17 protein-coding genes are annotated in these 22,272 nt (G+C 56.7%); 2 read left to right on the top strand and 15 right to left on the bottom strand.

Going from position 1 to position 22,272, the window contains the following annotated elements:
* Window positions 1-13 precede the first annotated feature (13 nt).
* Entirely contained in the window at window positions 14-520 is a 507-nt protein-coding gene (locus tag ACFSR7_RS35650; protein WP_378169409.1) for a MarR family transcriptional regulator, read from the bottom strand.
* A gap of 155 nt (window positions 521-675) precedes the next feature.
* On the opposite strand from ACFSR7_RS35650, the gene ACFSR7_RS35645 reads away from it, so the two are divergent.
* Window positions 676-1,788, top strand: a complete 1,113-nt coding sequence (locus ACFSR7_RS35645) for a nitroreductase family protein (protein ID WP_378169408.1) — start codon at window positions 676-678, stop codon at window positions 1,786-1,788.
* A 539-nt stretch (window positions 1,789-2,327) separates the two neighbouring features.
* Here ACFSR7_RS35645 and ACFSR7_RS35640 read toward each other — a convergent pair.
* The 12 genes from ACFSR7_RS35640 to ACFSR7_RS35585 form a co-directional block, all read right to left on the bottom strand.
* Window positions 2,328-3,710, bottom strand: a complete 1,383-nt coding sequence (locus ACFSR7_RS35640; RefSeq protein WP_378169407.1) for an FAD-dependent oxidoreductase — start codon at window positions 3,708-3,710, stop codon at window positions 2,328-2,330.
* Window positions 3,707-5,254 carry an extracellular solute-binding protein gene (locus ACFSR7_RS35635; protein WP_378169406.1) on the bottom strand — a complete coding sequence of 516 codons (1,548 nt, stop codon included), beginning with the start codon at window positions 5,252-5,254 and terminating at the stop codon, window positions 3,707-3,709. The genes ACFSR7_RS35640 and ACFSR7_RS35635 overlap by 4 nt, the downstream gene beginning before the upstream one ends.
* A 32-nt stretch (window positions 5,255-5,286) precedes the next feature.
* A complete protein-coding gene (locus ACFSR7_RS35630; RefSeq protein ID WP_378169405.1) occupies window positions 5,287-6,147 on the bottom strand; it encodes a carbohydrate ABC transporter permease in 861 nt (286 codons plus the stop codon).
* Window positions 6,141-7,103, bottom strand: coding sequence for an ABC transporter permease (locus tag ACFSR7_RS35625; RefSeq protein WP_378169403.1), 963 nt, complete (start codon window positions 7,101-7,103; stop codon window positions 6,141-6,143). The genes ACFSR7_RS35630 and ACFSR7_RS35625 overlap by 7 nt, the downstream gene beginning before the upstream one ends.
* A gap of 164 nt (window positions 7,104-7,267) precedes the next feature.
* Window positions 7,268-10,465, bottom strand: a complete 3,198-nt coding sequence (locus ACFSR7_RS35620; RefSeq protein ID WP_378169402.1) for a polysaccharide lyase family 8 super-sandwich domain-containing protein — start codon at window positions 10,463-10,465, stop codon at window positions 7,268-7,270.
* 665 nt (window positions 10,466-11,130) lie between these two features.
* Window positions 11,131-12,840: a cache domain-containing sensor histidine kinase gene (locus ACFSR7_RS35615; protein WP_378169400.1), complete on the bottom strand. Its 1,710-nt coding sequence runs from the start codon at window positions 12,838-12,840 to the stop codon at window positions 11,131-11,133.
* Window positions 12,837-14,387: a response regulator gene (locus ACFSR7_RS35610; RefSeq protein ID WP_378169444.1), complete on the bottom strand. Its 1,551-nt coding sequence runs from the start codon at window positions 14,385-14,387 to the stop codon at window positions 12,837-12,839. Before ACFSR7_RS35610 ends, ACFSR7_RS35615 begins: the two co-directional genes overlap by 4 nt.
* Window positions 14,388-14,559: 172 nt before the next feature.
* Window positions 14,560-15,117 (bottom strand): RNA 2'-phosphotransferase, encoded by a 558-nt coding sequence (locus ACFSR7_RS35605; protein ID WP_378169399.1) that lies wholly within the window; start codon window positions 15,115-15,117, stop codon window positions 14,560-14,562.
* A gap of 149 nt (window positions 15,118-15,266) precedes the next feature.
* A complete protein-coding gene (spoIIP, locus tag ACFSR7_RS35600) occupies window positions 15,267-16,505 on the bottom strand; it encodes a stage II sporulation protein P (RefSeq protein ID WP_378169397.1) in 1,239 nt (412 codons plus the stop codon).
* 190 nt (window positions 16,506-16,695) lie between these two features.
* Complete coding sequence (locus ACFSR7_RS35595) at window positions 16,696-17,016, bottom strand: hypothetical protein (protein ID WP_378169395.1); 321 nt, start codon at window positions 17,014-17,016, stop codon at window positions 16,696-16,698.
* 191 nt (window positions 17,017-17,207) lie between these two features.
* A complete protein-coding gene (locus ACFSR7_RS35590) occupies window positions 17,208-17,777 on the bottom strand; it encodes a YdeI/OmpD-associated family protein (RefSeq protein ID WP_378169393.1) in 570 nt (189 codons plus the stop codon).
* Between the two features lie 25 nt (window positions 17,778-17,802).
* A complete protein-coding gene (locus ACFSR7_RS35585) occupies window positions 17,803-18,270 on the bottom strand; it encodes a VOC family protein (RefSeq protein WP_378169391.1) in 468 nt (155 codons plus the stop codon).
* A gap of 89 nt (window positions 18,271-18,359) precedes the next feature.
* Between ACFSR7_RS35585 and ACFSR7_RS35580 the strand changes: the two genes are divergently transcribed.
* Complete coding sequence (locus ACFSR7_RS35580; RefSeq protein ID WP_378169390.1) at window positions 18,360-19,271, top strand: helix-turn-helix transcriptional regulator; 912 nt, start codon at window positions 18,360-18,362, stop codon at window positions 19,269-19,271.
* 41 nt (window positions 19,272-19,312) lie between these two features.
* Here the strand turns inward: ACFSR7_RS35580 and ACFSR7_RS35575 are convergent, their stop codons facing one another.
* Window positions 19,313-20,593, bottom strand: a complete 1,281-nt coding sequence (locus ACFSR7_RS35575; protein ID WP_378169389.1) for a carbohydrate-binding domain-containing protein — start codon at window positions 20,591-20,593, stop codon at window positions 19,313-19,315.
* A 580-nt stretch (window positions 20,594-21,173) separates the two neighbouring features.
* Window positions 21,174-22,184 (bottom strand): family 43 glycosylhydrolase, encoded by a 1,011-nt coding sequence (locus ACFSR7_RS35570; protein WP_378169387.1) that lies wholly within the window; start codon window positions 22,182-22,184, stop codon window positions 21,174-21,176.
* Between the last annotated feature and the right edge of the window lie 88 nt (window positions 22,185-22,272).

The following is a 22,272-nucleotide window of genomic DNA, read 5'->3' as shown; positions in this document are numbered from 1 at the left end:
ATATTCGACAGCCTTACAGCGTTACCTCGCCTTTCGCCATCTTATCGGTCTCATCGATCAGCGTCTGGATAAACTTCAGCGATGCCGCGAGCTCAGGTTCCGTAAAGGCGTCTAACGCCCGGATAAAGGAAGCCTCTATTTTCTCGTGCATCATAGCGTGCACCTCGAAGATCTGCCTGCCTTTGGGCGACAGGCTGAAGTACACTTCCTTTTTGTTGTCGTTCAACTGACTTCGCTTGATGAAGCCCTCTTTCAGCAGCTTGGTGCTTATTTTCGTAATGCTCGCCTTGGACAAATTCATTTTCTCCGCGATGGACGTGTTGTTGATGGGCTCGTTGCGCCCGATGCAGTCGATGACATGAATGCTGGTCATGTGACTTGGAATCGACGCAATGCCCTGCACCCGCGCAAGGTCGGCAAACGCGTCAATCTCGGAAGAAACTGTCTGCTCGAAAACGTGCAGATAGTGGTTGAAACGGCTGTGCAGCAATCGCTTGAGCCCGTCGGATGTGCTCGTCATGTTAAAGCGCTCCCTATCGTGTCGGTGAATGATCGTTTATTTATAAACAAATATATCATAGGACAGTTGTCATAAAAAATAAATTTGACAGATGATCGGGCCAGAATTATAGTTTACCTGTAAACAATAATTGATTCGGATGTGGAGGTTTGACCATGAATATGTCCAAGACCATACGGGAACGCAGATCCATCCGTCGATATAGCGCAAGGCCGGTTGCACAGGAAACAATCGATTCCTTGCTGAATCAGGCTGCAAGTCTATACCAGGCCGAAGGCGAAGACGCCTCTCATTGGCGCAGTATTTGCTATTCCACGCAGGAAGCGCGTCATAGGCTGGCCGACAGCATGATCGCCAAGATGCAGGGAAGCACGCTCGGCAAGCTTCTGCCGGGCAAAATGCTCGATCTCATCAAAAGGCAAGTGACGGAAACGCCCGCTCAACTGGTCTTCATCGCGGAATCCGGCAGCACGCAGCGGCAGAGCGACGAAAATTATGCGGCGGCATGCAGCATTATGCAAAACGTTCAGCTGCTGGGCTGGGAACAGGGACTCGGTATGCTGTGGTATACGGATCCGATGCTGAACAGCGCTGCCTTCGAACGGGAGATCGGTCTGGGGGAAGGCGAAAGATTCGCGGGGATCTTAAGTATCGGATTTTATGAAAAGGTGCCGAGAGCGCGCAAAAGAACGCCTGCGGAGCAGAAGTGGACGGCTATTGAAGGCGAAGTGAGCGGATATGCGGACCACCTTCAGGTATCTTCGCAGAATGGATCTGGGCCTGCACATAAGGCATCTTTGCAGAATGGAGCTGCACACCAGGCATCTTCGCGAACGGTGTCCTCGCAAAGCGTTCTAGCCCTGCTGAACGATGCCGTATGGGCGCCCAACGACGGACTGCGCGAGCCGTGGCGTTTTATTTATGCGGGGGACGGCGAGGCGGCTGATCGGCTCCGCGCCTTGGACGGGAACAGGGATGCTTCTGCCGCATTTCTGCTGGTCGTAGCCAAGGAAGAGTCGGACCCGCATAAGCGCGAGGAAGATTACGCGGCGATATGCTGCTTGATCCAGAACTTTCAATTGCTGGCCGCATCCGAGCCGTGGCCCGTACGGCGCACGCTGCCGGAATGGATCTACGAGCCGGCGCAGTGCAAGCTTTTCGGCGTCCGGCCGCAGGAGCGGATCGTGGCGGTGCTGGCGCTCGGGGGCGACGGACGGCATTCTAATTTGAAAACAGCGTTGCCGACGGTTAACGTTACATATCGCTAATACGATGCCAGGCTTTCCGTCGCCCCACACGCGAATGAGAAGCGCCATAACCGGCAAGCGGTGTAAGAAAAACCGTCCGGGCAGATCGGAGATCGCCCCGACGGTCATTTTAAGTTCGGGGGAACCGAAACCGGAGTCCCGCTTAATGCCTGTCGACGGTTCATCCGCCCCCTGTTCCAATGGCCCCGCGTATCGTCGTACGCGCCGTTCCCTTGCCGCAATGCCTGCAAATATACATTTATTTCCACCGATATCGGCCCTTTTACACAGGATAGATGCACTAGTGCAGTTATTTTCCGCCATCAGCCCCATTTTCCGCTTGCGCTTTGAATTTACCTGTACATTTGCAGGCATTTCATCCGATACCCTTGACCGGCAGTAAATACATGTATAAATGCAGGCTTTTCATCCTCAAGCCGCCAAAACGCTCCGGCATGTCGAAGATGCGTATACCCGCCCGCGAATCGCCGCCAATTGATACGTTTCGATCTTTCAAAAAAAGCCGGCCGTATCGATTCGGCCGACTCTTTTGAAGACATTCAGAGCATGATCGAGCCGCCCGCCTTCAGCTCCTTGCGGAGATCGGCCGCGTCCACGTCTCTCAGTGCGCTCGAACGGTGCAGTGCCAGATAGGAGGCGACGCCTGCCGCTTCGCCGGTCTGGTTCATGTTCACCATCACCCGGATACCCCCGAATGCCTCTTCGTCCGCGTCGATCATTCGTCCGGCCGCGATCACATTGCCGAAGGGGCCTTGCGGGATCAGCGATCGATATGGAATCTGATAGTAGGTCGGATCGACCGCCACCGCGCCGCGCCATCTCCCGACTTCGTTCGGATGCCCCGGGCGGACGTAGACTTGCTCGCCGTTCAAATATTTGAACGTCAGGCCCGGTTTATCCTGATGATGAATATCGACCCGGTAGCTTCCGTAGGCGATCGCGTCGTCGAACGGCTTGCCGTATAGAACATCGTCGCCCTGGAGCCGGTACAGGCAATCGATGTGCCGCGTCTCGCGGGTGCCGATATAGGAAGGCAGCGACACCAGCGCAAGGCGGTTGTCCGGACCGTACTTGCGGATCAGATCCATGACGGCGCGCACTTGCCTGCGCCCTTCGATCTCGCTGCGCGTCAGATCGTCCCCGTCGGCGCTGTTGGCATGATAAATCCGCGTGCCCGCGTACAAATAGACGTCCCGGGTTCCCGGCACATGTCTGCCCCAGCCGAATCCTTCGGGGAGTCCGAATTCCTCGGCATGAGCCAGCCTGGCCTGCTGCAGATCGAGGTTGATCAGGCGGTCGCTGCCCGTCACATCGTCTTGGATGCCGTGGCCGGTTCCCCACCCCGCGATCTTGGCGCAAGTCGTCGACGGCTGAAAATGGGAGGCCATGCGGTGCGCCAGCGACAACCGCGCGCACAAGTCGCCGTCCCCGGTCGCATCGATGAACGCCTTGGCGCGAATGGCGCCCCTCCCGGATTTATTCTCGACCACGATAGCCTTCAACTCGCCGTCCTCCACATGGGGGGCGACGAACATCGTGTGCAGATACGCCTTGATCCCGCTCTCGAGGACCATGCGGTCAAGCTCGATTTTCAGCTCTTCGGTATTGAGCACATAGCCGACCGAACGGCTTTTCTGCTCCTCCGAGACGGCGCCTGCCCGCTTCAGCCTTTCGATCGTCTCCCAGGTCAACCCTGCGATGATCTGCTTGGAAAATTCGGTATTGTACAGCGTATGCCAAATGTTGACCAGGCCCGAAGTTGCGACGCCTCCGAACGCATTCTGCTTCTCGACGATGACGACCTTGGCGCCGAGTCTCGCCGCGCGCACCGCGGCGAACACGCCGGTACAGCTGCCGCCGAGCACGCATAGATCCGCTTCATGGAACACGGGAATCTCTCTGGCAGGTTCGTGGATCATCATTTCAAGTACCCCAGCGACTTCAGCGTGTCCGCTGCCGCTTCCCGATAGGCATCGAGCTTGTATTGCGACTGCAGCGTCTTCGTGTAGTCTTCGAATTGCTCCATCGGCCGGTTGCCGAACACGAACTTCGTCAGCTCCTCAATCTCGAATCTCGTCTTGTCCGCCAGCGGGAAGTCCGCGGGGAGCGGGATCATTTCGTTGTACGTCTCGATGCGCGGCTCGCCGGCCGCAAAATCGATCAGCGCTTGCTGCTTCGGGAATTTTGTCGTCAGATAGTTTCGTTCGTCGCGTCCCGTCAATTGGTGGTTAAAGGCATACCCCGTCTCGGAGATGCGGTCGGTCGGGACGACCTTGTCGCCGTCGAAATTGAAATGAACGCCTTCCAGTCCGTACATGACCAGGAAGGAACCCGGTCCTGCCGTGATATAGTCGATATAAGCCAGCACTTTTTCCAGCTTCTGCGGCTCATCGGCCAATTGCTTGGGGAACGCATATCGGCCTCCCGTGCTGCCGATATCGAAGCTGCCCTGGTAAGTGCCGCCCGGACCGGTCAACGCAGGCAACTGCACCCATTCCGCGTTCGGATTGATCGCCTTGTACTGCTTGACGAACTCGTCCTTGGACATCTCGGCCCAGTTGAGATAGACGATGCCCGCCTGGCCCTGGAACACCTTCTCCTGGCTCCGCGTCATGACGTTGCTCATAAACTCGGGGTCCACGTAGCCTTTCTCGACCAAACTGCGAATGTAAGCGACGGCGTCCTTCATTTCCGGCTGCAGCGTCGAATATACGGCCTGATTGTCCTTGACCATGAACTGGCCCGGCGTGGCGACGCCGAAGGCGGAGAAAATCGGATCGAACGTAGACGGCGCGTTCACCGCGTCCGGGCTGCCGATGCCGCTGCCCGTGAGACCGTACGTGTCCCGCTTCCCGTTGCCGTCCGGGTCCCGCTCCGTGAACGCCTGGACGACATTAGCGAAGTCGTCGATCGTCTTTGGCATCTCGAGCTTCAGCTTATCCAGCCAATCCTTGCGAATCCAGTACGTGGCCATCGGCAGATAAGCGCGTTTGGGAATGCCGTAGAGCTTGCCGTCCACTTTTGTCTTGTTCAGGTCGTTCTCTCCGAGCATCTTTTTGACGTTCGGCATCTTGTCGAGGTAGGGATCCAGGTCCAGCAGAATGCCCTGCTTCACGTAGTTTTGCAGCTGCGCCTTCGATACGGAGAAAATATCCGGCGCGCTGCCGCCCGCGATTTTCACGTTCAGCTGCTGCTCGTATTCGGTCGGCGGCGCGACGTTGAACGAGAGGTCCATGTTCAAGTCCTTGTTCAGCTTCTGAAGAATGAAGTCCTCCTGCGGCGCAGGCAGATTCGTGCCGCTGACGAACAAATTCAGTTTGACGGCAGCGCTCCCTTTGCCCCCGGCTTGACCGGCGTCGCCGCCGCTCGCTTGGCCGTCTTTATTGCCCGATGCGCAGCCGGTCATAGCCGTGGCGAGCAGAAGGACGCAGACCGCGCTTCTGCTCCATTTCGTATTCAGTCCCATACGATTTCCCCTTTTCGTAGTCGTAGTCTATGTCAACCCTTGATCGAGCCCAGAAGCATCCCTTGCGTAAAGTACTTCTGGAGGAACGGGTAAACAACGAGTATCGGAAGCGCCGAGAGCACGACCGCGGACATCTGAAGCGACTGCGACGGGAGGACGTCCTCCGCGTCCATCGGCGGCGCAAGCGCGCTGGCAAGGATAGAGCGCAGGATGACTTGCAGCGGCTTCAAATCGTTGTCGTTGATGTACATGACCGCCTGGAAAAATTCGTTCCAGTGGCCGACCGCGTAGAACAGGCCCACGGTAGCGAGGACGGGCATCGACAGCGGCAGCACGATACGGGTGAGGATACGCACTTCGCCGGCGCCGTCGATCCGGGCCGCCTCGCCGAGCTCCGTCGGGAGATTTTCGAAGAATGTCTTCACGATCAGCAGGTTAAAGGTCCAGATGACGCTGGGAATGATGAGCGCCCACAGCGAGTTGATCATGCCCGTTCCTTTGACGACCAGGTAGGTAGGCACGACGCCGCCGTTGAACAGGAGCGTCAGCGTCACGAAGAAGAGCAGCGGCTTGCGTCCGGGCAAATATTTTTTGCTGAGCGGATACGCCATTAACGAAGTGAAGACCAAATTGAGAAACGTGCCCACGACCGTAATATAGATCGTAACCCCGTAAGCCCGCGGGATGAGCGAATCGTTCAGGAAGGCGGCATACGCATCGAAGGTCAGCTTCTTAGGGATGAGGATGAACCCGCCGTTTCGGAGCACCTCGCTGTAAGGCGTGAGCGAGACGGACACGACATAGAGCAGCGGGAAGATGATCGCCAGGGCGAACAAGCTTAGAATGACGATGACCGTCCAATCGAACAAGCGATCTCTGAGACCCGTTACCATATTTGTTCCCCCCATCTCTTGGCTACCTGGTTCGCCGACACGACGAGCACGAAGCCGACCAGCGACTTGAACAGCCCGACGGCAGCCGCGATGCTGAAGTTCAACTGCTCGAGTCCCGTTCGGAACACCCAGGTGTCGATAATGTCCGCGACCGGATAGACTTGTATGTTGTACATGATGTAGATTTGATCGAAGCCCGCGTCCAGCATCTGCCCGAGCTTCAGGATGAACAGCAGGACGATCACGCTGCGGATTCCCGGCAAGGTGACGTGCCAGATGCCGCGCATCCTTCCCGCCCCGTCCACTCTTGCGGCCTCGTACTGCGCCGGGTCGATGCCCGCGATCGCCGCTAGGTAGATGATGGCGCTCCAGCCGGTGTCCTTCCAGATCTCGGAGCCGACGAGGATGCTGCGAAACCACTGCGTGGAGGACAAGAAATTGACGGCCTGCCCGCCCTGCTCTTTGATCATGTGATTCACCAGTCCGTTGGTCTCCGACAGAAAGGCGACGCAGATGCCGTAGATGATCACCCAGGACAAGAAGTGGGGCAAGTAGGTGACCGTCTGGACGAATCGCTGGAAAATCTTATTCTTAATCTCGTTCAGCAGCACGGCGAGGGCGATGCCCGGTACCATGCCGAACAGGAGCTTGTATAAGCTGATGAGCAGCGTGTTCGTCAGCAATTGCCAGAAGTACGGCGACTCGTAAAAGGTTTGGAAATGCTTGTACCAGGGATCGGCCCACGGGCTTTTGGCGATGCCGTCCATGATGTTGTAATCTTTGAAAGCGATGATCGCGCCGAGCATCGGCGTATACCTGTAGGTCAGGTAATAGATCAGGCCCGGCAGTAGAAACAAGTATAAAATTTTGTGCTTCCACACCGCTTGGCCGAATCGGGCCAACGGGAGGCCGGGCGCACGGCCGGCTCGGGGTACGGCTTTGACGACAGTGTTCATGGTGTCACTCCTTCGTTCAATCTCTGACTCCATGTTACCTGTCGGCGCATTCCATTTGAACAGGGGGTTCTAAGTGTTTCCCCCCGTTCTTTTAGTGAAAAGGACGTTCGCGTCAGCCGCGAACGTCCTGCGCCGATCGATCGGGGGCTATGCGCCCAACGCGATCATTCCGGCACCAGCTCCAGGCGATCGAAGACCAGGACATAACCTGTCCCCGATGTGCCCGTCACCTGGAACTTGAAGGTTCGGGTGCCGGCCGAAGAGAAGTTGATCGTGCCGAGATTGTACGTCAGGAACGTTTGGCCGGATGCGTATTCGTTCACCGGCGTACCTTGCGCAATCCCGTCTACGTAGAGTTGGAAAATGCCGCGGTCCGTATAGTTTTTCGTTTTGACGTAGATCCGGTACGTGCCCGGCGCGGCTACGTTCACGGCGTATGAGACGTAATCGTTCGCCGCGTTCGCGTTCAGCTTCGACATCTTGCCTCCGCTCGCCCCGCCGTCGTTGACGGCGACGACGGTATCGCCGGCGGAGCTCGACGAGGATAGCAGTTCCGCCTCCTGTCTCGATAAGGCGGGCATCGGCCCTGTGCGCTCCAGAATAATGGCATCAAGCGGAAGCACATAGTCCGTGCTGGCGCCGTTCTTGCCCGTGACGGTGAAGCGGAACGTCTTCGGTCCGCCGGAAGCGAAGGACATCGTGCCGACCGGAATCGTCTGGAACGACGCCGTGCCGGACTTGTAAAAGTCCACGGGAGCGCCCACCGCGATTCCTTGCACCGTCAACTGGGCCGTCGCCCGATCGGTCGACAGCTTGCCGCGTACGGACACATTATAGGTGCCGGCCTGCGGCACGTTCAGTGCGTGCTCCGCATAGTCTCCTACAGCGTTCGACGCATACTTTCTCCACTTACCGCCGCTGGCCGCCGCGTCAGAGTTGACGATTTGCGACACGTCTCCGGACGAATCGAAGGGTAAGCTCTCCGACTCGTACGTCGTTTGCTGCGTCCCGCCGCACGTGCCGCTCTTCTTGAACGAAACGACGAACGACTTGCCTTCGCTGCCGTTCACGTTGACCGCGAACTGGATGCCCGGCGCGGTCTGCTGGACGACGATGCCCGGATCGCTCTCGATCGTGCATGCCGAAGGCACGTTCAATCCGATCTGAATCGTTCCCGTATTTAACTGCGACGGGTCCGACACGGCTACCGCGATCTCGCTCGCCGTCTCCTTCACGACGACCGAGGCTACCTTGTCGCTGGTGATCCCGCTTACGGTCTTCGACTGGTCCTTCCAGAATTGCACGGCCTTGACGCCAAGCCCCGCCTCCTGTACGGCCTGCGCGTCTTCCGAGTTTTCCAGCACGGCGATGTCCGGACTTGACGCATAGGCGCTCACCTGAGATGCCGTGCGGTTCGGCAGGAGCACGTAGGCATAGCCGCCGGCAGTCGGATTCGTGCCGTGATCGAACCACAGGTTCAGATAGTTCCGCGTGATGGGGGTAGCGTCGTTAAATCCGACGTACGTATTCAGAGCGTTCCAGGCGCCCGTATTCGCCGTTCTGCTTGCCTTCAACGTCGCTGGGGTCGGGAAGTAATAGCCGATTCCCGAACCGGCGACATTCCCGTCGAGATGCGCCCAGTTGATGCCGGTCATCGTCTCGCTCCAGCCGAGCGCATTCGACTTCGCCGTGCCGTTAACCGTGAACGCATTGTCTCCGGCCGCGTTCAGCTTGCGGTTTTCGACGGTCGTCTCCACGACTTTGCCGTCCGACGCGGAGATGCCCGCCCCGAGCGCGACGACCTCGTCGTCGAACATGAACCACGACTTCTTCGCGTCGAGTGTCTGCGCATACGGCGCAAGGCGCATCGCCGCCACGCCGTACCCGACGAGCGAAGCGCCGCCGGCCACGTCGCCGCCCTGACCGCTCGACGTCTGGGTCTGCGTCCCGGATTGAGCGGTCGTTCCCGGCAGCCGGTAAGGATCCACCGTCGGCCAGAAGTCTTCGCTGAACTGCCCCAGGTCCCCATTGTACAGATAAGTCATGCCCTCGCCGGTGTGCCAGGCTTTTCGGTTCTCTCCGTTGATCATCTCATAGGGAAGAATGCGCTTGGAGCTCATGCTCACGGCGAATCCGAAGCCGGGCCGGTCGTGGACGACGCGATTCATCTGCGAGAATACTTTGTTCAGCGACAGCTCGCCGCGTGCGGAGACGGCGGTGTCGTTCATGATCTGATGCGCGAGCAGGATCATATTGATGCTGGCGTCGTCGTAAAAGCTGCGGTACGTATCCGCTCCGATCTCGTACTTGACGAGCGAGCGAATCGCGAGCCGGTCGGCGAGCGGCGCGAACTGCGAGATGCGGATCAGCGTCTGGATCACGTCATGGCCGACGACGTGATCCTGGAACTTGTAGCGCGAGATCTCGCGGCCTCGCGACATGTCCATCATCGCTCCCTTGTAGAGGAGCGGTTCGACGCCGTCGTAAACCCACTTGAACAGATTGTCCTTGCGCGAGTCGGTCACCTCCCAGGACGAACCGCTCAGCACGTACATCAGGTTGGAAATATCCTTCAGCAGGTCCTTGCCGTATCCGCCGGTATAGGCGAACCTGGTATGCTGGACAAAGGAGCCGTCCCGGTAAAAGCCGTCGCCGGAAGCGACGTACTCGAAGACGTCCCCCAGCCCGTCCCTGCCCGCTGCAATTCTGCCGCTGTCCTCCAGGATCATGCCCCTCACGGCCATCAGATAAGAGAGCCATACCCGATTGGCGCCCGAATAAGCATACAGGGAAGCGCTTGCATAATGCTCGATCGCGTTCATATAATTCGTGCGCTGCGTCGGCGTAAAGTCGTCGTACATCATGATGACGATATTGGTGATCTCGATCGGCGCGCCGATATCCCAATCCCACCAATTGCCGGCTTCAGCGATCGTCTCGTTGTACCGGTTCGCATACATCCAGTCCATCGCGGCAACGATAGCGTCCCGGTAGTCCGGATCTCCTTCCATCGACGTGCCTTTGGTGGCGTAGCCGAGCGCCATCTCTTTCAGCTTCCGGTAAGACAGCTTGGCGATCTCGCCGCTCGTGGCTCCGTTGAAGGACCACAACTTGGTCCGAGTCGGCGATACGTCCATCGTGGTCATATCCGTGGCGGCATCCGCTTGAATCGAAGCGATCTTGGGCGCGATCTCGGGATCTGACGGATTATAGCTCGTCCCCCCTGTCAGCATCTCTTTCCATTTGGCTCTTAACGCGTCGTATTCGCCCGCTGCATAAGCTTGTTGCCCCGGAACCTGCCATAGACTCGCCACGATCGCAACTGCGAGCAGCAAGCCCAGCCATGCTTTCCTTTTCCTCATACTTCCCGGCCTCCATTCGATTGTACGTCTATGATTCGTTATTGCATTCTCATCGTAGCCGTTGACATACCGAAGATGAACACGGCAATATTCAGGTTTGGCATTGGATTCTTATCGACTTCGGATGCGGAAAATAAAAAAACGTCAGGGGCGGATCGCCCTGACGTTCCTTTTAAGTTTGGCGAATATTCGCAACTGGATTCGCGAAAGCGTCGATGACCCATCCGACAGCCAATCCAATCCAATCCAAAACAGGCCCGTGTATCGTCGCCTGCTTCGTTTTTGACCACAATGCCTGCAAATATACATCTATTTCCGCCGATATCGGCCCCTTTAAACTGGAAAGCTGCAAAACCGCAGTTAATTTACGCCAACAGCCGAATTTCCGGCTTGCGCCTTGCATTTACCTGCACATTTGCAGGTATTTCGTCAGATACCGCAGGTCGGCAGAAAAATACATGTTTAAATGCAGGTTTTGGGGCTTGCAAGCCGCCGAAAAGTGCCGGCATGGCGAATATGCGCTTGCCTGCCCGCGAATCGCCCATCTTCTACATAATTTCCGGTTCGCCAAGGGGAGGACCCGCTTGCCCGTTTGTTCGCTCTTGCTTGCCGCTTGCTAGCTAGCCTTTCGCTGCTTGCTCGCTTGTCCGCCCGGCCGCGACGCGCTACCGGGTTTCCTGCACGGGCACGCGGATCGAGATCCGGAAGCCCTCCATCCTACCTTCCTCGATCTCGATCCCGTACGGCTCGCCAAAGTGGAGCCGTATCCGCTTATGCACGTTGGACAGCCCGATGCCGTGGCCGTAGCGGTCCTCATCGCACGCCTTTCCCGTGCCGCCGCCGGCGTCCCCGCCGATATCCAAGGGACCGCTGAGGCCCGATCCGTTATCCTCGACGACGAAGATCAAGCTGTCACCGGCGCGCCTGACGGTGAGCCTGATCTTGCCCTTGCCTTCGGGCATGCGGTTAATGCCGTGCTTCACCGCGTTCTCCACAAGCGGCTGCAGAATCAGCTTGATAAGCCTCAGTCCCAACACGTCCGGGTCCGCCTGCACGAAAAACTGGAACGCCCGCTTGCTCCTCAGCAGCTCGATTTCCATATAGCTCCTCGCATGCTCGATCTCGCGCCCGACGGTCGTCCACTCTTCGCCGTTGTTCAGGCTGAAGCGGAGCAGATTGGCCAGCTTCGTCACCATCGCGGCGATATCGGGCACGTTTGCCCGCTCCGCGCTCCATTTGATCGAATCCAGCGTGTTGTAGAAGAAATGCGGATTGATCTGATGGATCAGCGACTGCATCTCGAGCTGCCGCTTGTCCGACTCCATCCGCTTGGTCGTATTCAGCAGGTCCGACATATCCTGGGTCATCCGGTTGTACCCGTTCACCAGCTGGCCGATCTCGTCGTCGCGCGGACGGTTGGCCCGGAACGGCTCCAACAGTCCTTTGCGCACCTGTTTCATATGCTTGACCAGTTGCATAATCGGGAGCGTGAAGTTGCGGATAACGATGGCCACGAACAAGGCAATGACAAGGAAGCTCGCGATGACAGTTCCGATCGTGAAGCTTTTAATGCGCCCGATATTTCCGGTCAAGTCCCGTTCGGGCAGCATCGCGATCAGCTTCCCCCCGTCCTGCAGGGCGATCTCCGCGCTCGACCAGCCCTCGATCGGCCGATACGGCGCGAGATACGCCCCCTCGTAAGGCTGTGAAATGATACGGCCGGTCTCGTCGGCCATGACGAAGCGGTAGTTTTTAAAGGAGGACGGCGGGATCAGCTCGGTTCGCACGAGATATTCGGGGACGCGGATCGCCATGATGCCGATCGGCTCGAAGTCGTCAAGCGACCGGATGGCCCGGACGTAGAGATGAACGGGCTGCCGCAGCCGCTCGTCCCAAAGATGAACCCATTTTCCCCGGCCGTTTCTCGTCAACGCTTCTTCAAAGTAGGGCGATTCGGGGTCGATGCGGGAGAGTCCGAGCAGATTCCGGTAATTCGGGTAAGCTTTAAGACTGTTTGGCCTGATATACAGTTCATAAGGCCCCCTCAGCTGGGCGATCAGGGCGTTCATCCGGTTAATGAAGGTCAATTCTTCCGTATAGACCGATGGCTCCGGCTGCCGCAGAAAAGACTGCAGCTCGACGGAGCCGATGATGCTTTCCGATTGCCGCTCCACGTCCAGGAGAAAATCGTTGACTACCTTGGCGTTGACCCGCAGATTGTCCTCGAGGAATTGCGTCGTCACGACCCCGATCTGCCTTTTGGACTGCTCGTACGACAAGTAGCCGAGCGCGCCTAACGGAATAAGCACGGAGAGGCACATGAGCAGGATCATTTTCCGGAATAGGTCGCCTGCGGCGATTCGCGTCCACTTCATTTCCCGTATCGGAACTCCTTCGGCGTCAGGCCTACGCGCTTTTTGAAGACGTTGCCGAAATGCTGCAAATCGCGATAGCCGACGGCTTCGGCGATCTCGTATATTTTCATCGAGCTCTCGGTCAGCAAGCGTCTGGCATGCCCCAGCCGCGTCTCCGTCAGAAAATCCATGTACGTCTGCCCGGTCTCGCGCTTGAAGGACTGACTCAGCCACACCGGATGCATGGACAAGCGGTCGGCGATCGTCTGCAGCGTCAGATCTTCCGCGTAATGCGCCTCGATGATTCGGATCGCCCTGGCGATGACCGCATTTTGCGTCGTCTTGCGGCAGAGGCTCAATACGTATTGAACGAGAACGCTCGAATATTGGTCTAGCGTCCGGCACTCGTCGAGCTCCTCCCACACCCGCATGGGCACTTCTTCAAGCTGCCAGCCTTCGGCGTCCTTGAGCGCCAGATGGATCCGGGAGAGAAAACCGAGCAAAATCCGGACGACTTCTTCATGATTGTAAGAATGCGCGCCCTGCAAGACCGCTTGCCGGAAATAGGTCGATATCGCGTCCTTCAACGCCTCTTTATCCCCTCTGACAATCAAGGGGGCGATCGCTTCGGGAATGGAATTGGCCGTTAGGGCGGCAGAGGCCGCAGGAGACTCGTAATGCATCGGAGCATCGTCCGACAGCGAGTAAATTTGAAACGCGCGCTGCGCCTGCGCGTAAGCTTCATGCAGCTGCTCAAAACGCTGCATCTTAGCGCTTATGCCGACGGCAAGCGTAATCCGCTGATATCTGCCGACGGATGCCACCGCGTTCTTGGCCGTTTGTTCGGGTTGATCGGAGGTCGTGATGAGCATCCACCTGTTTTTGGGATCTTTCAGCAGTACGGAGGACGAGCCGGCCTCGGCCAGCTCGCTCACGATATTCCCGATCGCGAACGTTTGCAGCGCGTAATCCCGATGAAGCGGCTTGCCGTCCGGATAGCCTTTGACATCCATCAGCATGACCGTGTACGGCGCTTCCGCGAGCCACGCGATCTGCCAGAATCGGAGACGCTGATAGAGGTGCTCCTCCAAGCTCGTCGGACGGGTGCAGAACTCGATGAGATACTCGTTTCGCATCGCGTCATTGCCTCTTTCCGCGAGCGACTGCTGCTTCGAGTTTTCAATCGCCAGCTTCTTTTCCAGCAGCACCAGGTCGATGGCCTTCTCGATCCGCTCCTTAAAGTCCTCGGTACGAAAAGGCTTCAGCAGATAATCGAACGCGCCCAGGCGAATGCTCTGTCGCGCATACTCGAAGTCGTTGAATCCGCTGACCACAATGACCTTAGGCTTGTAGCCACCTTCATCCACGACGGTCTCGATCAATTCCAAGCCCGTCATCCTCGGCAGCATGATGTCCGTGACGATGAGCTCCGGCCGGAACGCTTGGATAAGCGAGAGGGCGCTCTCCGCATTGTCCGCTGTATGCAAAGTGAGGTCTGGCCGGTTCAAGCCGGCCGCAATCCGGGTCATGCCCGAGAGTGCGTCGGGTTCATCCTCGATGAGCATCATATGCACGGACGTCACGTCCTTTTCGCTAGATTCGACGTCACATTTTCATTCATATTGCTATCATCTTAATCGAGCGACGGGGAAATAGGAACAGGGAAAACGCAAGGTTTTCCCCTGTTCTTTTAGTGCCAGACCGGCTGCCGATGCGCGTGCGGTCAGTCAAGCAGCGCCCTCACCTTGCGTCCCCTGCCGAACAGCACGCAGGCGGCACGCGGTCAGCCAGCCATACTTCATTGCCGGCATAATAAAACGCAATGCCCAGCTGCCGCGCTTCCGCCGTGTTCACGCGCAAAATAACAAGTTCGCCCCTTCGGCTTCCTGCGAGCGTCGCAAAATGAACGCCTTCCGACAGATGCACATACTGACGGCCCATAGGAAGCAGTCCCTCTTTCAGTATCGACGGGAGCGCCTTCGTATTCGTGCCGTGGTACAGCATCTCCGGCGGCTCGCCCGGCGCATATTGGACTTTATCGTGGCTATGTCCGTACCTGGCCCGAATGCGTCCGTCCGCGATGACAAACCGCTGTTTATCGGAATTTCGCACGACCTGCTCGAGTTCCTCTAGCTTCACCCACGACCAGCCGGACTGGGCTTGAACAGATTGAATGAAGGACGGAAGCGGACACGAGCCGTCCTCCGGATCAAGCGTTACGCCGAATGCCTCGGGACTGTGCCGCAGAATCTTGGTCATCAGCTTGCTTAAGCTTTTCTCTGTTGACGGGCTTAACATCGCGATCACCTCTCGGCGAGTCTCACTCACCTACAAAACTTGTTATATCATCCAAAGCTAAATTTGATTCAATCTACGAAAAAGAGCCATAAAAAAACTCCTCGAGGAGATTCTTCATGGCTCTCAGCATCAAGTCTATCGTTCGCTCATCAACTCAGCTTCGTCGCCCCGACATAAGCGGCAAATATATCGGCGAACGCATCGGCCGTATTCAACGCTTCCTGCAGCGTGTTGTTAGCGCCGCCGAATTCAAGCAGCATGCTGTTGGGCGACAGCGATTGGTTGTATTCGCCGTCTCCGTGCGCCTTGTCCTTCATCAGCACGCCACGCGACAAGCCTGGATATTTCTTCTCGAGCCGTTCGTTCAGCGCCTCCGCGAATTGCTGATTGGCCTTGTAATCCGCATTGCCCATTCCGATAACGAACAGCACCCGGGCATACGTCTTGCCGCCGATCGTCACCGTCGTCTGCTTGCGCGGCACGTCGCCGTCCCGGTGGATATCGAAGAAATAACCGAGCGACGCATTCGACTTCATCGCCGTCTGCACGATCTTGCGGGATTCGGTGTACGATTGCGAAAAGCTCAGGTTCTTTTCCGCAAGCCGCTCCGTGATATCGTCGTCCGCCGTGAACGCGGAGACGCCTCTCTTCTGCAGCGCGGTTCCCAGCCGATCGCCCACCAGCGTGATATTGACCTTCGAATCGTCGATCGAGGAGCCTTTGGTCTGAGTAGCTACGTTTTTCCAGGACTCCCGGTTATGCGTATGATAAATATACACCTGGCGTCCGCTCGCCGACGATGCCGCCTTGACCGCACCCGTACTATTCGTCGAAACGACCCATGCGGCTACATAGGCCGTCCCTTTCGCGCCGCGCGAGATGCGGTACCAGTCCCCTTCCTTGGCCAGGATAGGATACGTCTCTCCCGGCTGCGCCTTGCCGACGATGTCGTCCTCGGTGCTCGGGCCCTTCCGCAAATTCGTAACGTCCGTGATCTTCACGACCGCAGACTCGCTGCTGGTCTTGACGACCGCCGGGATGACGTTACCGGTCGTTGCTCCGGTCGTCTGTTTGATATATTCAGCGAACACCCAGCCCGTCTGCTTCTCCGACAACTGAATTTTCAGCCACTCGCCCTGCTTGTCCAGCACCTCGTAGCTGCCGCTTTTGCCGATCATCTGGATGACCGACGCAGTCAGCTTCGGCGACGTCCGTACGTTCAGACGGTCGACCGTGCTCTGTGCATACGTTTTGCTTGCCTTCACGTCAGCCGTTTTCATCGCGGCGCCGCTCTTCGACTGGGAGGAAGCCGCCTGTGCGATAGACGGTCCGGCCGTACCGAGCAACAGACATGCGCTGATTACCGCGCTTCCGATCGCATAACGCAATAAGTCCGCCCCTTTCATTTCAAAAAAATAGGAAGATGACTCATCCGGCTTCTCGACCAACAAGATTTCGACATGAAGCTTCGATTTCCTGCTTGAATCGGCAAATTCCGTCGTGAACACGGCAAATAAAAAGGCCAGCCGGGAATTCCGGCCGACCTGCTATGGGGATTATCAAATCTCTTTTGGTTCGCTAGATATTTTTTTCAATATACAAATATTCTATAATTTCGCCTCTCCCAACCTTGCGATTGCCGACTTGGAAAACAATAGGATTTCCGTTTTTCACAAGATGACCGATGGCTTGAAAAGCCTCTTCCTCAACAGTGAACATCTCAATATCGACTTCATACCACTCGTTTAATACTAGAAAATCGCCAACGCCTCCAATCGGTTTTATGTCTCCGGAGAAGATTAATCCATTGCCAAAATTAACGCCGGGCCTGAGCGCTATTTTAGTACTGAGATTGTTTTTATGGCCTTCGAACATAACCTTTGCCTTAAGCAGGAGCACAAGACCGGTCCCTCTCTATATATGAGTAAGTGCCCTTCATTACCTATTCATTACCTATTCATTACCTATTCATTACCAAAACTCCCGTGAAAGGTAAAGGCCGAGGCTGCCTAAATTTAAAATCCCCAAACGAATGGGTTTGGGGATTTGAGCGGTACCGCTCAAGGTTATGCATCCATTGAACATAACTGCTACTCTTCCAACAGCCGTCCGTCATCATGCCACTGGCCGTACATTTTATTTTGCCTGGTGCATTGAATAAACTTATCCAATCGCTTGTTGAATAATTCGGCATCTTTCTTGTTGCTTTGAATGGTGTCGATTCGGACGGTACGGTACAAAGCCGGGAACTTGGCGAAATTCTCATAAGCCGTCGCGTCCGCTTGCAGTCTTTGCTCGATGACCGGATCGATCTTAAACGCTTCCGGACGCAGATCAGGAAGGACGTTTCTGCCCGCCTCCGTCATCAGTCCCAGCCTCTCGAGGCGGCGAACCCGCGCTTTATTCAGTTCGGTCCATGCGCTTTTCCGGCTCCTGGGAGATAGTCTTTGCGCAACCTCCGTCTCCGAGATTTTCTTTTTCGTACTATCGATCCACCCAAAGCATAAGGCCTGTTCGACGACGTCCAGATAGAGCAGCGCATCCGAAGCCGGCTTCATGCCGACGACTACCCAGCATTCTTTTTCGGTCCCGCCATTGTCGCGGAGCCAAGCCCTTAACGCTTCTATGGTGTTTACAGCCAGCAGATTTTTAATCTCCATAAAGTAGGCTGCCCCGCTCCTTTTTTTACGGTTGCTTCATCGCGAGCACGCGATCCAGGAACTTGTCCGCGTCGCTATTGAACTTCCAGACGATGCCGAACGGATCGACCAGCATCCCGAAGCAGGAAGACCAGGGCGTATCGGAGAGTGGCATGATCACATGTCCGCCCGCCGACAGACGCTCGAAGTAGCGCTCCAGCGATTCTTTGGGTTCGTTCGCGATGCTGACAAGCACATTGTTGCCTTTGACCGGCTCGCCCGATCCCTGCTTCATCGCGGACAACAGGTCCGATATCATGATCTTCCCGCCGGCAAACGCGATCGACGACTCCATTATCATGTTTAATTCGTGATCCGGCAACGGATAATTCGGATCCTGCGGGAGATCCCCGAACCTCACCTGCTTAACCTCGTCCGCCTCGAACGCCTTCGCATAAAAATCGATCGCCTCCGCCGCATTCCCATCGAAATTCAAATACGCGATTACTGCCATGAATAAAACCTCCTCTTTGTTATAGGTGCAGCATACGTTATGATAGGTGACAGCATATTGTCATCATTTCATCTGAACGGGAGAAAAAGATGGAGAAAATCGAGCGGTTAATCGCGATCGTGATGATGCTGCTGCAAAAGGAACTCGTCTCTACAACGGAATTTTCAAGGCTGTTCAACGTCTCTAAACGAACGATTCTCCGTGATATGGAGACGCTCGGCTTGTCGAATATACCGGTCTATGCGATTCACGGGTCCAACGGCGGCTACGGCATTATGGAAGAATACAAGATCGATAAACGCCTTTTGAACAGCAGCGACCTTGAAAATATTTTGGCTGCCCTGGGCGGCTTGGAGCAAATCTATTTGAGTCGGGAAGTCGAGATCACGATTAAAAAAATGGAAACGATGGTTCGCGCCGCACCGCTCAAGAGCACTTTTCATCTGTCCTTTTACGATTGGAGCGGTCGCGATGAGATGACCGGGATCTTGAAGTTATGTCAAGAAGCGATCGCGCATAACAGACAGGTAAGCTTCGATTACATCGATAAAAACGGGGCGTCGACAGCTCGGACGGTCGAGCCTTATCAGCTTCATTTTAACGAAATGAGCTGGTATCTGATCGGTTACTGTTTGACGCGTATGGAATATCGAACGTTTAAATTGTCCAGAACCGACAACCTGATGCTGGACAAGCAGACATTCGTTCCCAGAGATCACGCTGCGGACCGGGCTTTCGCAGAAGGATATTCGCCTGCGCTCGTTCAGATTAAGGCGCTAATCTCGCCTGCGATCAAGGATCAATTTATCGAAAGGTACGGCCGCAGCAGCCTCATGCCCTATAGCGACGAATGGTTGTCGGCAACGATCCATATCCCGCAAAATCAAATCGGCTTCCGGCATCTGGCGAGCTTCGGAACGGAGCTTAGGATTGTGGAGCCTCCATCTTATGCAGAGGAATTTGGTCGGTATATAGCGGGCATTCTCAAAAATTACAGCTAAAAAAGAGAGGCTGTTCGCCTCTCTTCGTTCGGTGACTTAGCTTACCGGCGCATGCCGCCTCTACCTCCGCCACCGCCGCCGCCCATGCGCGACACCGGCATCTCCGTGATCTTCTCGCCGTTAACCGTGACATCTCCGCCGTTCAATTGCGCCGTGCCATCCGCGTCGAATGAGGAAGTCGGCGCCGTCACTTTAATCGTACCGCCGTTCACGTAGAGATCGCCGTTGGAATCGAACGCGTCCGTGTCGCCGCTGCCCACGGTCACGTCCAGCGTGCCGCCGTTGACGACGATCGCCACGTCGCCCTCGGCCTTCTGCGCGGCATTAATGCCGTCGTCGTTCGCATACAGCGTGATCTGGCCGTCGTTGATGAGGATATAGTTGGCTTCGATGCCTTCTTCGCTTTTCGTAATGTTAATGGTGCCGCCGTCGATTTGTACCAGGCTGGTGCCCTGGATGCCGTCGTCGGCTGCGGCGATATTCAGTGTGCCGCCTTTCATATAGATATATCCGAGCGTCGCATCATCTGCGTTTTCGCTGTGCAGGCCATCCTTGCCCGAATCGATCGTGACCGACCCGTCGTTGATCAGAATGGAATCGTTAGCTTCCAGCGCATCCGCAGCCGATTGAATGCTGTAGACGCCGCCCGTGATCTTGAGATCGTCCTTCGACGAGATGCCGTTTCCTTCCTTCGATACGATGTCCAAGGTTCCGGTGCCGTTCAACGTCAGATCCGATCGGGAGAAAATGACCGCGTCCAGATTGGTCTCCCCGTCCGCCGCATAAGTGCCGGTAACTTCCATATGATTCGTGCCGTCGGCGGAGGTCACGAATACTTTGTCCGCTGCCTTCACATAGATGGCAGGCGCGTCCGCATTGACGATGCTGACGCCGTCCAGCACGAGCTGTACCTTCGCATCGTCGGGCGCCTCGACGATCACCGTCGCATCCGTCGCCTCGCCGCTCAGGACGTAGACGCCCTCGGCATCGATCGTTACGTCTTTGCCGCTCTCCAACGCAACTTGCGTGGCACCCGTCAGATCCGCTGTCTGCGCCAGATCCCGGTCGCTGAACAAGGTCGATGTGTCCAGCTTGGTCGTTGCGGCTGCCGACGTTCCGCCGGATGATGCTGCGGTGCTTGTCGTGGACGTTGTTGCGGACGGATCGCTCGTCGATTGCGCGCTTGCGGTCGAAGCGGCCGCGGTTTGGGCGGCTGCGGCATTTTCGTTGCCGCTTTGCGCCTGGGAACATCCTGCAATCGTCGCGCTCAGCAATACGGCCATCGTCACGGCGCTTAAGGTCTTCGCTTTTTTCGATTTCATTGATCAACACTCCTCGAACGCCCGGTAACGAGCATTTTGTGATTAGACAGCGTTTAGTGCTTCATGTCTTATTCACATCATGCGGGCTGCGGCTTAAATCAACCTTAAACATAAAAAACGCCAGGGGCAGATCGCCCTGACGTTCCTATGCGGATTGACGGATATCCGAAATGCCTTATCGAACGTTCATCCGACAGCCGTTCCGGCAAACCCGCTCGTCGTCCGCATCATTCTTTCGCCGCAAAAGCCTGCAAATATACATCTTTTCGTGCGGCTAACGCGCCTTTTGTACAAAAAGGATGCGAAAATGCAGGTATTTCCCTTCATCGCCGGATTTACGGCTTGCGCGTTGCATTTACCTGCACATTTGCAGGTATTTCATTGCGTGACAAGCGCCGACCGAAAATACATGTACAAATGCAGGCTTTTCTACCCGCACAACATCCGGAAAACGCCGGTACGCCAATATCGCGCCTACGCGTCTCTTCGCTCCGACAACAATCAGTTACTCCGACAGACGCTCAGTCGCTCCGACAGACACTCAGTCCATCCGACAGACGCTCAGTCGCTCCGACAACGCTCAACCGATCCGCGACGAAGTCGCCACCGCAATCGCGCGAAACTCGTTCCCTAACGTCCGATCTTCGGGGCGAACCGGCCGCACCGCGCAGTAGAAATGATAGAGGACATCGTTGCGGCGCACGACGGAAGGTTTGTGAGCGTGGATCTCGTCCAGCGCACCAGGGGCGCCGTGCCGGAGAATGGGCTCCTCGCTGCGCTTCCAATCGAGCAGGTTGTCGGACACCGCGATGCCCTCCTGCGAATGGGAGCCGTCGTAGCCGAAATAAAACAGGAGCCATCGCTCCCCGTCCTTGACGACGCACGGATCCGACACGAAGGTCGACTGCCAGCTCTCCGGAATGATCGGCAGAATGGGATTGCCCTCGTACCGCTGCCAATTCAGCAGATCCTGGGACACGGCCACGCCCGTCTGCTCCCGCCAGCTCCGATCGGCGTTTTTGGCGTTGTAGAACAAGTAATACGTGCCTTCGTACTCGATCAGGCAGGCCTTGTACAGGCCGCCTCGTTCCCAGTCCGATCCGTCCCTCCAGGAGAGTACGGGCCGCTCCAGCCGATGCCATTCCCTTAATTCCTCGTCCGTCGACCAGGCCAGGCCCATCTCGGCCGGTCCGGCTTCATACCCCTCTTCCGGATAAGCGTGATAGACCATCCAGTACTTCCCATCTACCTTCTTGAGCACGGGTAGCTCGGACAGATCGTTCGACGCCTTCAGCAGCCAAGTGCCCGCCGCCCCGACGCATTCCCAATCGCTGCCTTCGCCGCGGCGCAAGATCGTCCCGAGGCTTTTCCAATGAATCAAGTCGTCGCTCTCCGCCAGCCCGGTCTGATAACCCAAGCCGTCGAAGCCGACGTAGGTCATCATGTAGCGGCCCCGGTGGTAAAACACGAACGGGCAATCGACGCCGTGGCTGTCGAAGGTGCCCGGCAAGCCGGACGCCGCGATGAGCGGCGCTCCCCATTTATAATCCGTGCGCCACGCCGTAAAGTCCATGCCCTCTTCCAACTTCAAGCGCTCCCCTCCTGTTGTGCCATTTCCCGCACGAAGCCCGCGAACCGCAGTGCCCAAGGGCCGGAAGCGGCAGCCGCCATTTCCGGAG

The sequence above is a fragment of the Cohnella sp. GCM10020058 genome (genome assembly GCF_042683485.1).
GTDB lineage: Bacteria > Bacillota > Bacilli > Paenibacillales > Paenibacillaceae > Cohnella.
Note: the sequence above shows the minus strand (reverse complement) of the source record. Positions and strands in the feature narration are given on the sequence as shown.